Source organism: Sorangium sp. So ce204 (assembly GCF_051526795.1).
Classification (GTDB): Bacteria; Myxococcota_A; Polyangia; order Polyangiales; family Polyangiaceae; genus Sorangium; species Sorangium cellulosum_B.
Window position 1 is genome coordinate 11,350,507 of record NZ_CP150317.1, and the last position, 15,155, is coordinate 11,365,661.

The following is a 15,155-nucleotide window of genomic DNA, read 5'->3' on the forward strand; positions in this document are numbered from 1 at the left end:
CCCGGGCGACCGGGGACCCCTCGTCGACAGCTCACCGCCCGGCGTCGTGGAGCATGCCCTTGATCGCCCAGCTGCTGTCGACCTGGCGCGGGTACAGGTCACCGACGAAGTGCGCGCCGTGCATCAGCCAGATGCCGACCTGGCCGTTCGTGTGCCGCCAGACGATGTCGTCGCGGCGATCGTGATCGAAGTCGCCGACGCCCTGCACCTGCCATGCGAGGTCGCCGGGCCCGTGCGCGTTGTTGTACGAGGGCGAGTCGAAGCCCAGCTCGCCGCCGAACCAGATGGCGAGCTGGCCAGTGGCGTCCCGCCACAGGATGTCCGAGCGCAGGTTGCCGTCGAAGTCGCCGATGGCCTGCACCTTCCAGAAGTGGCTCGGGTCCTGGCCGCCGGGGTTGGCCTCGCCCACCCGCGTCCCGCCCGACATGAACCAGATGGCGACCTGGCCGTTCGTGTTTCGCCACAGGATGTCCGAGCGCCCATCGCCGTCGAAGTCGCCGACGCCCTGCACCTTCCACGCGTTGTCGACCGGCGCCGGCTGGTTGTTGTAGCCGGGATAGGCGGCCTGGGCGGCGTCGCCCTTGAACCAGATGGCGAGCTGGCCGCTTTCGTCGCGCCACAGCACGTCCGAGCGCCCGTCGCCGTCGAAGTCGCCGACGCCAGCCACCTTCCAGAAGAGGCTCGGGTCCTGGCCGCCGGGGTAGGCCTGACCGACGACGGCTCCGTCATTCATGAACCAGATGGCGACCTGACCCGTCGTGTGTCGCCAGAGCAGGTCGCTCTGGCCGTCGCCGTCGAAGTCTCCGGTGCCCTGGATCTTCCAGGAGAGGCTCGGGTCCTGGCCGCCGGGGTAGGCCTCGCCGACGATGTCGCCGCCGTCCATGAACCAGATGGCGACCTGGCCATTGGTGTGCCGCCACAGCAAGCTGCTGCTGGCCGAGCAGGAGCACGTGTCACCGTCGCCGCTGCACTGGTTCGAGGGTGACGACGGGCACATGTGCGACTTGATCCAGTCGAACTCGGAGCCCGTCGTGACGCCCTTGCTGACCCAGCCGTGGCTCACCGTCCACGTGTGCATCGAGTGGACGGCGTAGAGCCGGCTCGCCTCGGCGTTCAAGACGGCCCCGCCCGAGTCTCCGCCGCAAAAGACCTGGTCGTCGAAGCGCAGGATATCGTGGCCGTCCTCGTACCCGCCGACCTTGGCGGCGTCGAAGTTCAGCGTGCCGAAGGGGGTGCTGCAATCGGCGCCCGTGCGCCCGAAGCCGGCGATCGTGACCCTCGAGCCCTCTGCGGGGTAATCGCTCGCCACGACGAAGGGCTTCACGTGCGCCGGCGCGACGCCGTTCAGCTTGATGACCGCGACGTCATGTTCGATCTGCCGCTCGGTCCAGGATGGGTTGTAGTCCGGCTGGATCCTGGCCACGCCGCTCAGCACGCGCGGGCCCGCGCCCGGCGTCGCCGGGTCGGGGCGAAAGGTCACCGTTGCATTCGTGGAGCAGCCGTTGCCGCCGACGTAGCCGTCCTCGCAGAAGCAATGCGCGGCGGTGAGGACCGTGTCCGCGGCGATGACCATACCCGAGCAGCTCCCCTGCGAGGTCGTCACCTTCACCATCGCGAGCAGATCGCTCGGCCCCGCGGGCGTCGGGTCGACGATCGAAGATGCGACATCAGCCGTCTCCTCGAAGTCGCCCGCTTCGCCGGGGTCGGCCGCGCAGGCGGCCAGCGACGCCGCCAGCAAGGGATACAGCCAGCGCCGTAGACGAACATGCTCTTGAGTCATCGATTCAATCATCATATCGCTACCCTCCTTTTCGCTTCGCCCGCCGCGGTGGCGCGCGAAGGGGACACGCATCGTTTGCTGCTCTGGTGCGCGCTCGCGCCCCCGGTCTTCGGAGGGCGTTCAGCGGGCCTCTTCAGCAACGCTTCGCTCTTCAGCCTTCAGCAACGCACGTGCCGGGTCGGGGCGGCGCTCGCCCTCGCGGATCGTCGATGCGCAGGAGCGGGAAGTGCGCTTCTTCCGGCCCCCTCGCGAGCCCGTCGTCCCGAGCGAGGTGTCGCCCCGGGAGGACCAGGTGTCTCCTCCACAGAGACAGGGCGAGTGGGGCATCGCGCCAGGATGCGGAGCTCCAGCGCGACGGATCCCTGCTCTTCCAGCACGAACGCGCCGCGCCCACGCAGAGGCGAGGTTCGGATCGGGACCTCGGGCCGCCACGCCGAGGGCGGCCGGCGCCAGGGCGTGGTGCGAGCGCCCCGTCATCTCGGGGGAGAGCGCGGTCGTTTGCCGGCGCTGCAGCGCGGACGACTCGCCGTTCAACCCGCGCTGCGCCCGCTGCGGGGAGCCGCTCTCGGAGGAGCCGGAGGCGCCAGCTGCGAGCAACCTGGATCTCTCGTACGAATCATCGCATACCAGGAAGCGCCCGACTGGGCATAACGCTCGACCAGCCAGCGGGTAGGTCGACGGCGCATGGACTGGGCGTTCGGCTGCGAGACGCCAAGGCTTCGAGATCAGGGAGTTGGTTGTCCGTGCTTTGGTCGATCGTCGAGCCACGGAGGTAGCGGGTGGCTTTCACGAAGAGGACAGCGAGTGAGGCTAAAAAGTTTCACTGGGCTGTTACCGCCGGTCACGAAGGTGTCCGCGACGGTCCAGGCCCGGCGCTTGACGAACGCGAGGGTGTCGCACGCATGGGTCACTCCCTGTCTACTCCACCGGCGCTCCACTCTCGGAAGAGCTTCCACGCGAGCATGAACGCTTCCGGGTCCGGAGGTCCCTCGTTCGCACTGGGAGCGAGAACCCCTGCACGTGTCCTTGACAGCAGATGCTCCAGCCATGAAAAGAGCGCGAATACCTGCTGCCCACCCCACTCTGCTCCCATGCGGTAGTCGAACGCGATGGTGTCCTGAAAGACGTGAACGCCGAGACACGGAATGATGACTTCGCAAGCGCTAGCTCCCTCGATTGCGAAGTGGAAGGGTGATGCTTGGCCGGTGCTAACCAGCAGAGCGGCATTGGGCACCTCGTCCAGTCCACGTTCTGTTGTTGCCTGCGCGTCCCAGAATGTCGCATCTCGACTGACAACACGGGACCCGCGTCGAATCGACAAATACAGGTCCGCGACTTCACCGTTTGTTAGGTTCTGAAGCTCGACGGTTGGAAGAGAGCCATCATTGGTCTCAAAGCACTGCCGCACACGGTTCCAGAGCATCTCGGGTGACATCTGCCTCACCTAGTACTATTCCACGAAACCACCGAAGGAGCCGTCCGAATTGAACCGAGCACCTCTTCCATCAGGCGCGCTGACCTGCCAGCCTCCTCGACCGAGGGGCTTTGTTGTTGACCCTGGGCTGGTCAGTATGTCATCCAACTGATCCTGTCCAGCCTTGTTCCAGTTTTCGGGTGGCCCCTTGGCGCCAGGAAACTTCGTGGTTCCAGGTCTCCCGCCGGTCCGATGCTTTTGCAGTGCTCGCCCAGCCCTCGTCAGTAGTCCTGCCTTATCGGCCGGGTCTAACGCCTGCCCTGCTTTCGAGAGAGCGTCAACGGATGGTCCCCCCCTTGCGGCCGGCTTCTTCGGCGGCTCCACCGCAGCCGGGGCTGGCGGCTTGGGAGGCTCCTTCGCCCCGCCCCCGCCCGCTGCAGGCGGCGGGGGTGGCGACGGTACTTCCGCGGGAGGCGCGGGCGCAGGCGCAGCTTCAGATGGCTTGGCGGAGTCTCCTCCGTGATGGCATCATAGATCAAATAGCCCACGCGGCCTACGCCTCCGACAATGACCGCACCAGCAACGATCACCTCCCCAAAGGGCGAGGGCTCGGCCAGCGCCACCGCAGTGGCCGAACCGGCTGTCTTCACGGCCGTTTCCAAAACCTGCGCAGCTTCCTTTGAATACCTGCCATCCGGATCAACGAAAGCTACGGGGTTATTCCATGTATACGTGTACAGGCCCAGGTTGATCGGCCTGTACACGCCGCCGTTGATCCGGCCGGCCATGTACTCCGCCAGCACCGGATCCGGGCTCAGCCACACCCCGAGCCGCGGCTCATAGCTCCGCGCCCCGTAGTGGTAGAGCCCCGTCGACAGGTCGAGCTCCTTCCCGGTGAACAGGTACGGCTGCCGGTTCTGGAACCGCGAGTCCGTCTGGTCCGCCCACAGCTCCCCGCTCGGCAGGTACTCCACGTGCTGGCTCAGCGCCTGGTCCTGATCGGTGACGTACTGCGTGCTCCCGAGGTGGTCCGGGTGGTAGTACAGCACCGGCGGCCTCTGGTAGTAGTCCGCGTCGATCTTGCTCGTGATCCGCGTCTCGCCCGCGAACAGGTGCTTCGTCGCGATCACCCCGTTGCGCACCACCAGGTGCTGATCGACGTACGCCGTCTCCTCCTCCCCGGCGACCCGGTGCAGGTGGATCCGCCGCTCGCCCGCACCGTCGTACAGCGCCCGCGACATCTCCTGCCCGTTCTCGCTTACCGACACCAGCCGGTTGTCCTCGTCCCAGCTCAGCGTGCGCTGCAGGTTGCCCCGGTACTTCCACTGCTTGTGGTTGCCGTTCGCGTCGTACGACAGCTCCCTCAGCCGCGGCTGCGACTCCGCGGGCACGTACTCGTCCACCTGAGTCGCCGCGTGCGGCCTCGGCCCGGTGTAGCGGTAGTCGTTCCGGTACGTCCGCTCCCGGATCGGGTACTGCATCTGCCAGTTGTTGCCCCCGCTCCGCGCGTACCGGGCGACCTCTTGCCGCTTCGCCGTCGCGTTCCCGAGGACGTCGTAGTCGACGCCCAGCGTGTACCGCTCCTGCTCGTTTCCCCGCTCCTGGTAGATCCCCGACGCCTCGGTCAGCTGGTTCAGGTCGTCGTACGCGAACCGCTGCTGCGTCCGCGCCACCATCACCGCCCCGCCCAGCGACTCGTCGAACGGCACCTCGTTGTTCAGCTCCCGGATGTTGCCGACGAGGTCGTACCGGTACCGCAGCCGCTGGAACGGCCTCGGCGATCGCCCCATCGACCGCATCTGCGCGCTCTGGTGGTCCGCGTTGACCTCGGTCATCCGCCGCGTCGACTCGTCATAGCGGTACTTCGTCTCGATCCCGTTGCCCGCCACCACGCGCACCCGCTGCCCGAATTCATCGTACCCGATGTGCCTCAGGTACTCCGTCGTCCTCGGCTCGCTCGGGTGCTGCGGATTGACCCGCTGGTTCTCTCCGACCACCGACACCACCGCGCCGCCTCGGTCGTACCCGTAGCGCGCAACCTCCTCGCCTGAGCCGGGGAAGTGGAGCTCCTGCATCCGCCCCAGCGCGTCGAACACGTACTTCATCGTCGCCTGGTACGGCCCCCTATGCGGCTCCCGCAGCCTCGGGAACTCCGAGGTCAGCTCCGCCGTGTTGCCGAACCGATCGTAACGGAAACTCCGCTTGCCCGCCGCGCTCGTCTCCTCCACCAGCCGCGCCGCTCGGTTGCCCTGCTCGTCCCTGTCGTCGTTGTGCGCCTCGGTCACCCGGACGAGCTCCCCGAGCGGGTTGTTCTCGTAACGCATCACGCTCCGCGGAGTGCCCGTTTCATTGAATATATTTCAGGAACGCCAACAACCATTCGACGAACCTGGACCCCTCGACAGAGGGCTCCTGGTCCTCTCCAGCCTCATGGTCCCACAGAACCACCGGCGGCTCATCAACTCGAGTATCCAAACAGTAAAGATTACCCCCACCATCATTCATAATCGGCACCAAATACCCCGGAAGCCGCGGACTCATCTCGCCTCGCTCGCTCTCCGTGATGCGCACAAGGTCAAGATGCGAAGGCACATCACCACCTAGCCCATACAGCTCAACAGACAGAATACCCCCCCATCCGTAAACCCTCAAAAATTCGCGAAATTCTCCATTCAGGTTTATCCCCAGCCGTCGCTCTGCTGCCGCAATCTCCGAATCCGTTGCTCCGCAACCAACGGACTGGCTCGGAATTTCATCAAATATCATTCGCAATTCGTCAACGCCCATTTATTCCTCATGGCAAATTTGGGTGGTTCTTCTTGTAACTCGGCCCCAGCCGGTGCTCAGTCCGACTCATAGCTCTCAGGTTATTGAAATTGTTGGTCCCGCCCTCGGATAGCGGCCTGATGTGATGCAGTTCCATCGGGTGCCCATCAGGCCCGAGCGGCGCTTTCCCCAGCCTCATCCGTGCCACATTCTCCGCCGAGTACGAGCCCGCGTTACTTGAGGCCTCGTTCTGCCAAAATCTCGGCTTAATTGCATTAAACTCAGCCCGCGCCGATTTCAGCGCATCCCCGGTAACCCTTGATCCATCTCCTGCCGGCTTCTTCGGCGGCTCCGCCGCAGCTGCGACAGGCGGCTTGGGAGGCTCCTTCGCCCCGCCCCCGCCCGCTGCAGGCGGTGGTGCTGGCGACGGTACTCCCGCGGGAGGCGCGGGCGCAGGCGCAGCTTCGGATGGCTTGGGGGAGTCTCCATCCGTAATGGCATCATAGATCAAATAACCCACGAGGCCTACGCCTCCGACAATGACCGCACCAGCAACGATCACCTCCCCAAAGGGCGAGGGCTCGGCCAGCGCCACCACAGTGGCCGAACCGGCTGCCTTCACGGCCGTTTCCACAACCTGCGCAGCTTCCTTTGAATACCTGCCATCCGGATCAACGAAAGCTACGGGGTTATTCCATGTATACGTGTACAGGCCCAGGTTGATAGGCCTGTACACCCCGCCGTTGATCCTGCCGGCCATATACTCCGCCAGCACCGGATCCGGGCTCAGCCACACCCCGAGCCGCGGCTCATAGCTCCGCGCCCCGTAGTGGTAGAGCCCCGTCGACAGGTCGAGCTCTTTCCTATTGAACAGGTACGGCTGCCGGTTCTGGAACCGCGAGTCCGTCTGGTCCGCCCACAGCTCCCCGCTCGGCAGATACTCCACGTGCTGGCTCAGCGCCTGGTCCTGATCGGTGACGTACTGCGTGCTCCCGAGGTGGTCCGGGTGGTAGTACAGCACCGGCGGCCTCTGGAACCAGTCCGCGTCGATCTTGCTCGCGATCCGCGTCTCCCCCGCGAACAGGTGCTTCGTCGCGATCACCCCGTTGCGCACCACGAGGTGCTGATCGACGTACGCCGTCTCCTCCTCCCCGGCGGCCCCGTGCCGATGCACCCGCCGCTCGCCCGCACCGTCGTACAGCGCCCGCGACATCTCCTGCCCGTTCTCGCTCACCGACACCAGCCGGTTGTCCTCGTCCCAGCTCAGCGTGCGCTGCAGGTTGCCCCGGTACTTCCACTGCTTGTGGTTGCCGTTCGCGTCGTACGACAGCTCTCTCAGCCGCGGCTGCGACTCCGCCGGCACATACTCGTCCACCTGGTTCGCTGCGTGCGGCCTCGGCCCGGTGTAGCGGTACTCGTTCCGGTACGTCCTCTCCCGGATCGGATACTGCATCTGCCAGTTGTTCGGCCCGACCCGCCCGTACTGGGCGACCTCCTGCCGCTTCGTCGTCACGTTGCCGAGCACGTCGTAGTCGATGCCCAGCGTGTACCGCTGCTGCTCGTTTCCCCGCTCCTGGTAGATCCCCGAAGCCTCGGTCAGCTGGTTCAGGTCGTCGTACGCGAACCGCTGCTGCGTCCGCGCCACCATCACCGCCCCGCCCAGCGACTCGTCGAACGGCACCTCGTTGTTCAGCTCCCGGATGTTGCCCACGAGGTCGTACCGGTAGCGCAGCCGCTGGAACGGCCTCGGCGATCGCCCCATCGACCGCATCTGCGCGCTCTGGTGGTCCGCGTTGACCTCGGTCATCCGCCGCGTCGACTCGTCATAGCGGTACTTCGTCTCGATCCCGTTGCCCGCCACCACGCGCACCCGCTGCCCGAATTCATCGTACCCGATGTGCCTCAGGTACTCCGTCGTCCTCGGCTCGCCCGGCTGTTGCGGATTGACGCGCTGGTTCTCCCCGACCACCGACACCACCGAGCCGCCTCGGTCGTACCCGTAGCGCACGATCTCCTCGCCCGAACCCGGGAAGTGGATCTCCTGCATCCGCCCCAGCGCGTCGAACACGTACTTCATCGTCGCCTGGTACGGCCCCCTATGCGGCTCCCGCAGCCTCGGGAACTCCGAGGTCAGCTCCGCCGTGTTGCCGAACCGATCGTAACGGAAACTCCGCTTGCCCGCCGCGCTCGTCTCCTCCACCAGCCGCGCCGCTCGGTTGCCTTGCTCATCCCCGGCGTCGTCCGGCTCGCCGTACGTGTAGACAACGTCCTGCGTCACCGGAGTGTCGATCTTCCGCAGCCGGTTGAAGTCGTACTCGTACCGGATCAGCTGCCCCCGCGCCGCGAGCTCCGCCGTCTGCTTCGCCCTCAGGTTCCCGACCAGATCGTACCGCCACTCCGTACGCCCAGCGTCGGGGCTGACCAGCGTCACCATCCGGCCGACCGAGTCGTACGTCGCCGTCGTCGCGTTGTTCCGCGCGTCCGTCACCCGCACGAGCTCGCCGAGGGGGCTGTGCTGGTAACGCGTCACGATCTGCGTCTCCACCCCCTGGATCCGGTTGAACTCCTCCACGGTCGCGATCCGCCCACCCACGTCCCGGTACGTGTTCCGCATCTTCCCGTTGGCGTCGATCACCATCTCCTGAAAGAGCAGCTGCCCTTCCAGCGCCACCAGGTCGTGCTCGATCGCCGTCCGCGCGTAGCCGCCCGGCGCGCTCGTGTCCGGCATGGCGACCTCCCGCACACGCGAGACCGCGTCGTAACGCGTGAGCGTCGGCCGCAGCAGCACCAGGCTCACGAACGCCGTGTCCGCCTCCGCGCTGAAGCCCGGCTGCCCTTGCTCCACCACGCGGCCGAGCGCGTCGAACGCCACCGCCCCGCTGACCGTCATCCCGATCTCGGTACCCGTGCCCGTATCCCGCTCGTGGTCCTTCTTGGTCTGCAGCACGCGCCCCAGCCCATCCGCGAACGTCATCGTCACGATCGGGTCGCCCGGGTGCTCCACGTCCTTGTGGCTCGTCTTCGCCCACGCCGGCAGCGCGGCGGTCTGATCGGGCTGGAGCGCATACTCGAACCCGATCGTCGGCTCGCCCTCGCCCACGAGCGCTTCCGGATCGTACACCATCGTCGGCGTGCACCCGACCGGCACGGCGTCCTCGCCGTCCTCCGCGAGGTCGCTCGGCCCCCAGACCTCGGTGAGCCGCCCGAAGTCGTCCACCCGGTGCACCATCGTGTGCCCGTTGACATCGGTCTCCTGCGCCACCGTGCCATACAGCAGATTCGGCACGCTGTTCGAACGGTACCCGAAGCTATCGCTCGCGCACGTGCGGTAGCTGTGCGTCACCTCATCGTAGCTGTACGTCAGCTTGTAATTGTTCGGGTCGGTCGATGTCTCGAGGTTGCCGAAATCGTCGAACACATAGCTCCACGTGGCCTCCGCGTTCGCGTAGGTCGTCCCATCCGCCCGCTTGCCGCCGGAGACGACGTTCGTGACGGTCTTGAGTGCGCCCGTTCCCGGCCAGTACGTCGCCGTGCGCCGGCGCAGCACGCGACCCTGCTCGTCCGTCGTCTCGACGAGCTCCGGCTTCACGACGTACGCCGAGCCAGGCTCCGTGTACTCCACCCGCTGATGCACGTTGTCGTCCGGCGTATCGGCCTCGCCGTCGGCGTGCAGCGCGATCAGGTTGCCGAGCTCGTCGAAGACCCTTGTCTCGCGCGTGCTCTTGTGCGGCGCGCTCGGGTCGTCGGTCGTCCCCTCGTAGAACGCGCTCCTCCGCTCCGTCTCCCTGGGGAAGAACCAGCCCACCCTGGGCTCCAGCCCCTGGGGCGGCGGCGCGTAGTCGACCTCGTTCACCGTATAGAGCAGCCCGTCGCCGTCGCGCAGCGTCGAGCGCGCGACCAACCCGCGGCGGTAGACGTCGTGGTTCAGATGCTCGACGTGCTCGCTCGACATCGCCGTGACGCCATCCTCGCCGAGCGCCGTCGTCGTCACGAGCCCGTACCCGAGCTCGACCCGCTCCTCCCGGTCGTAGACCCCATCCGCGTGCGTCGCGATGCTCGTCCGGTACGCATGCACCCCGTACACCCCCGGCGCGCCCTCCACGCCGTCGTGCACCGTCACCTGGCTCAGCACCCACTGGCTCGACGGCATGTCGACCTGAGGTGCCCTATCCATCTCCCCGAGCGCCCCCTCGCTCGGCACGACCAGGTTGCCCTCGCGCTGGTAGTCCAGCTCGATGCTCCCGCCGAGCGGCCGGCTCACCCGCCGCAAGAGGTTCGTCTGGCCGAGCGCGTTGACCCGCGCGTACACCGTCGCGTCGCCGTCCCGCTTGAGCACGTGATCCTGCAGCCCATCGCCGTCGATGTCCTCGAACGCGAGGTGCGATGAGCCGCCGCCTTCCGAGTAGAACACCGAGCCGCCGACACACACGAAGTAGCAGACATCGACCTTGAAGCTGCCCTCGTAGCTCTCCGACCTGCGGAAGCTCACCGCGTCGCCCCCGCCCATGAACGCGTACTCCGGCGGATCGATCGACACGCCCCACGCCCCCGCGGGCCAGGACTCCTCCGGCGCGAACCGGCTCCCGAGGTTCAGCTGCACCCGGAACCACGGCTCTTCCGGGTCCTTCATCACCTTGTCCGGCAGCCCGTCGCCGTTCACGTCCGCGAAGTCCACCACCGTCCGCGCCGTCGTGTACGTGTACCCCGCGCCGGCGGCGGCCACCGTCGCGTCCATGCCGACGCCGACGCTGTTCGCGCCCGTGTCCTCCAGCCGCACCGCGTCCACCCCGGCCGCGTCCGTGAACTCATTCAAGATGTCGCCGAGCGTCTCGCGCAGCGTCCCCGCATCGAAGTCGCTCTTCTCGAAGCGCGCCCGCTCCAGCGGCGCCGGCCCCGCGAACCGATGCCCCAGGTTGAACGCCACCTTCATCACCCCGCTCTCGGGATCCTGCGTCACCTGGTCCACCAGACCGTCGCCGTTGACGTCCACCAGATCCACGTGCGTGGCAGACAGGCCATAGCTCGTCCCAAGGCGGAATTGCGTGTGCAGGTACCCCTCGAAGCGCCCCTCGCTCGTCGTCTTGGAGATCGTCTGGATCTCGCTGTCGACAGTGACCGATGCGCTCCCTTCCAGCCGGATCGCACGGTGCTCGATCCGCCGCAGCGCCTCCGGCAGCGACCAGCTGTCCCGCGGGCCGAACCCTCGCCCCGTATTGAGCACCGCGCCCTCGCGCGTCACGCTGTCGGGCAATCGATCGCCGTTGATGTCGATGAGGTCCAGGTCCGACGTGGTGCTGCCGAAGCTGTAGCCCGCCCCCAGCGGCCCGAGGTTGGCGCTGATCTCCGCGTTCCACGTCTCCGCGCTGCGCAGCCGGCCGAGCTGACCGTCTCCCCGCCTCACCCTGCCCACGATCGATGGTTTGACCAAGCTGCCGCCGACGAACGCCTCCGACGCGGCCGCGCCCCACACCGGCGCGCTCCCCTGCGGCAGCGGCACGGCGAGCGTGAAGCCGCGCTCCGGGTGGAGCGTCGGAAAGGCGATGTCCGCCTCCGAGAACACGCGATCGCCATCGAGGAAGCCGACCGACCAGCCATGGAAGCCGCCGGCCATCGGGTCCTCTGACCCGCCGCTCGCCGCCGCCTCGGGCGCGAACAAACCGAGCGACACCGGCTCCCCGTCGATCGTCGCTTGCAGGGCGGCGCCCGTGGGTGGCACCTGCGCGAAGGCCGTGACGAAGATCGGCTCGCCTGCCTGGACCTCCAGGTCGATGTCCACGGGGAATGCCGTCCCAGCAGCGCTCGGCGCGGAATACGCCTGCTTGAAGAGCAGCCGATGCACGCCCTGAACGACCAGGGTCAGCGGCTGAGTGAAGGTATAGGTCCCCGGCACGATCAGCATTCCCTCGAGCCGCGCCGTCCCCGTGCTGGGCGCGATCCACGGCCGCGGGCGCGTCGCATGCGACCACCTCGCGACAGGCATCGACACATGCGCCCGCTGCTCGATGAGCGCGAGCGGCAGCGGCGCGTCCCCGGGCCCGTCGTTGTGCAGCGTGCAGCCGGTGCGGCCGTTCGGCTGCACACCGCACTGCACTTGCCCGCGCCGCGGCGCGCCCGTCGCCCGGTCCACGCGCGTGTACTCCTCGTAACGGACCACCGGGCTCCACGCGATGCGCGCCGGATCATCGGGCAGCTCCGCCTTCACCCGGAACCGGAGGCGATCGCCCGCGAGCACCGGGATCGCCTCGGGCAGCAGCGCGCCCATCCCGAGCCCGCCGGCGCCCGCGCCCACGTGCTGCGGCGCCAGGATCGACTCCGCCGCGGCGCTGCCGCGCTCCCGCACGATCTCCACCCACAGCTCATCGCTCGTCGCCCACTTCGTGAGGTCGCCCGTGATCCGGACGCTGCCGTCGGCCGGCGCCACCCACGGCACGTCGGGCCGCCCCGCGAGCCGGTGATCGTGGCTGTACTCGAAGCGGTGGATCGGCGCCCCGTCCGGCCCAGCCTGCGCGAGCTCCGTCTCGCTCACCTCGTAAGTGATCGACGGGCTCCAGGAGACCAGGTCAGCCGTCGTGTCCACGCGCCGCTCGGGGTCGATCGCCGGCGCCGCGCTCACCCGGAAGTAGATCCGGTCGCCCGCGGCCACGTGCGTCGTGAGGACATCACCGCCGCACCGATGCGCGCCAAGGAGGCACGGAGTCAGCTCGTCCCCGTCGAGCACATCGTCGAAGAGCGGCTCGGCCTCGCCGCTCCGCACGATCTGCACCCGCACCCCATCGCCGCCCGCCTCCTGCTTCTGCAGCGCTCCGCCGATGCGGATGTCTCCCTCGAACGGCGCGATCCAGCGCAGCAGCGGATCGGCCGGATGCAAGTCCTTGCGCGCCGCCTGGGCCAGGTCGGGACGGCCGGACGGCGCGCCGCTCGTGTCGAGCGCGCCCCACGGCTGCTTGCTCCCGAAGCGGCCTCGCCGGTCGTTGAGCGCGGCGTAGACGCCCCCGAGCGGGCCGCCCGACACCAGATCAGGGTAGCCGTCGCCGTTGATGTCCGTGACGATCTGCTCGTCCTCGGTGCTGCTCCGCGTGTACCCCACCGAGCCGCTCAGGGCTGCGACGTTCAGCCCCGCATACACGCTCCATCCCGAGCGGTCCGTCAGGCCGAGATCCCTGTCGGACAAACCCAGCGCGCTCGCCGCCGTCACATGGTTCCCGGACGCCGCGCGAAGCAGGTTGAGCCCGACATCGCCGCTGTCCTCCAGGAAGTCGGGCATCCCGTCGCCGTTGAGATCGAACACGCTCTTGCGCACCGTCTCGTCGCCGAAGAAGCCGCCCCCGCCGACCGAGATCGAGAACATTCCGATGCCGAGCCCCACCGACGCGCTGCCGCCCGCGGTCGAGTCCTCCGTGCGCGACAGGCCGCTTTTGGCCTTGGCCTGTCCCCACGCCTCGGCCGCCTGCGCGAACGCCGCCACCTCGCCGGACGCGGTGCGCGGCGCCGTGAAGTACTCGAACGTATGCCGGTACAGCTCCTCGCCGAGCGTCACCTGCCCGCCCGCCTGCCGCGCGCCTCGCCCGTGGAACGCGATGGCCTGCAGCAGGCGCTTGCCGAAATCACCGTCGATGTAATGGAGCGCGTAGCTGCGAACCACGACGTCGCCGAACCGCACGTCCACACGCGAGAGCTGCTTTTCGGTCTGCTCGAGAAAGCCGGGCCTGCCGCTGAGCATGACGTCGGGCCGCCCGCTCTCGGACACGAAGTCCACGGCATAGGCCGCTTCGACCCCTCGTGACGCGTTCGCCGTGTACTCGATGCGCGCGGGGTGCACCTCGATGCGCGGCGGTGGACCGGCCTCGACCTCCCGATCATAGCGGACCCGCATCTGGTTGCCGAACGTGTCGCGCACCTCGTCGAGGTACCAGCGGAACACGTTGCGCGGCTGGCCTGGCCCGGGCTCGGGATCATCGAGCCGCGCGTTCGCGTCGCGGCCATAGACAGCCGTTGTCCCGTCCTTGTCCGTCACCTCCCAGAAGTAGCTGGCCGCCCCGGTGCCGTGCCGCACGATGCGGTCGAACCGCCCTTCCACCCGCCGCCGGAAAAGGCACGGGTCGCCGCAGGCGCCGCCTTCGACTTGCACGAGCTCGCTCCCGTCGAGCAGGTAGCGCGGCGTCTCACCCGCCGCGTACGCCGGCACCCCGAAGCGCGTGTCGATCTCGATGCTCGACAGCCTCAGATCCCACCCAACGCCGAGCCAACCGTTGCGGTGCTCGCTGTCGTAGGCGATCGCGAGCGCCGGCTCGATCCCGTTGCGCCCCGGCGGGACCTCGATCGCATGGCTCAGCCGCGCCGCGCCGCTGGAGCTCGCCTCCGGCGGCGCCACCAGCGTCACCGCGGCGAACGGGCTCCCCAGCGCGAGCCCCTTGATGCTGTTCGGATCGAAGCTGCGCGTGCCCGGCGCATCCGGCATCGCGAGCGTGGCATTCACGAAGTCGGTGAAGTGGTCGGTCAGGCTCGCCAGCTTGCCCTTCGCAGCCTCGCCGTCCCGCGCGACGTGCTCCCACTGGCCCAGCGCCTCGTCGAAGTAGAAGCCCGTCACGTGCTGCGCTGTCATCCCCGGGGGGATCGCGTGCTCGTCGTAAGGCAACGTCAGCCGCACCGGCTTCTTGAATCTGAGCCCGTGCGGCCCGAACCGGTACGCCCTCGCCCCGGGCGTGACGTTGACCATCGCGCGCCCCATCGGACGCACCTCGCCCTGGTCGAGCGGGCGAATCGTGATCCGCACCGGCTCGTCCACCGCGCCTCGAGGGATCTCCAGCACGGCCCCCTCGAACGCCACCACCCGCGCCTCGTCGGGCACCACCATCTCGCCAAACGGCGCCCCCACGTCCTCGACCGGCGGCGCGTCCACACGAGGCCCCAGGGACAGCCCCCCGACACCGTCGCTCGGCAACTGGAAGGGAATCGACGAGAGCGCTACCCCGCCGCCTGGCGGCGACAGCGGCATGAGCCGCGGCTCCGGCGGCCCTGCCAGCGCCAGGCCTTCATGCCCCCGCCCGAGCAGCAGCACCACCACACAGAACAAAGCAAGACGGCACAACCAGCCCGCGTGTCGCATTCGAGACACTCCCGACGCAAGGTCTGTTGAATTCGCGGCCACCTATGTCCCGCATGACCCGCCGTGTCAACACCGACTCGATTACAACC

5 protein-coding genes are annotated in these 15,155 nt (G+C 67.9%); all 5 read right to left on the reverse strand.

The annotated features are described in order from the left end of the window. Positions 1-31 precede the first annotated feature (31 nt). On the reverse strand, positions 32-1,780 hold the full coding sequence (locus WMF22_RS42765) for an FG-GAP-like repeat-containing protein (protein WP_438033470.1): 1,749 nt from the start codon (positions 1,778-1,780) through the stop codon (positions 32-34). Positions 1,781-2,687: 907 nt separating this feature from the next. Continuing rightward, positions 2,688-3,215 (reverse strand): hypothetical protein, encoded by a 528-nt coding sequence (locus tag WMF22_RS42770; RefSeq protein WP_157907235.1) that lies wholly within the window; start codon positions 3,213-3,215, stop codon positions 2,688-2,690. Between the two features lie 287 nt (positions 3,216-3,502). After that, positions 3,503-5,518, reverse strand: a complete 2,016-nt coding sequence (locus WMF22_RS42775) for an RHS repeat domain-containing protein (protein WP_438033471.1) — start codon at positions 5,516-5,518, stop codon at positions 3,503-3,505. A 22-nt stretch (positions 5,519-5,540) separates the two neighbouring features. After that, positions 5,541-5,981, reverse strand: coding sequence for an SMI1/KNR4 family protein (locus WMF22_RS42780; protein WP_438033472.1), 441 nt, complete (start codon positions 5,979-5,981; stop codon positions 5,541-5,543). A gap of 7 nt (positions 5,982-5,988) precedes the next feature. Continuing rightward, positions 5,989-15,021: a SpvB/TcaC N-terminal domain-containing protein gene (locus WMF22_RS42785; protein ID WP_438033473.1), complete on the reverse strand. Its 9,033-nt coding sequence runs from the start codon at positions 15,019-15,021 to the stop codon at positions 5,989-5,991. Positions 15,022-15,155: the final 134 nt, after the last annotated feature.

Coding starts and splice junctions, on each gene's coding strand:
- WMF22_RS42765 (WP_438033470.1), bottom strand. CDS start 1,780: ATGACTCAAGAGCATGTTCGTCTACGGCGCTGGCTGTATCCCTTGCTG.
- WMF22_RS42770 (WP_157907235.1), bottom strand. CDS start 3,215: ATGTCACCCGAGATGCTCTGGAACCGTGTGCGGCAGTGCTTTGAGACC.
- WMF22_RS42775 (WP_438033471.1), bottom strand. CDS start 5,518: ATGCGTTACGAGAACAACCCGCTCGGGGAGCTCGTCCGGGTGACCGAG.
- WMF22_RS42780 (WP_438033472.1), bottom strand. CDS start 5,981: ATGGGCGTTGACGAATTGCGAATGATATTTGATGAAATTCCGAGCCAG.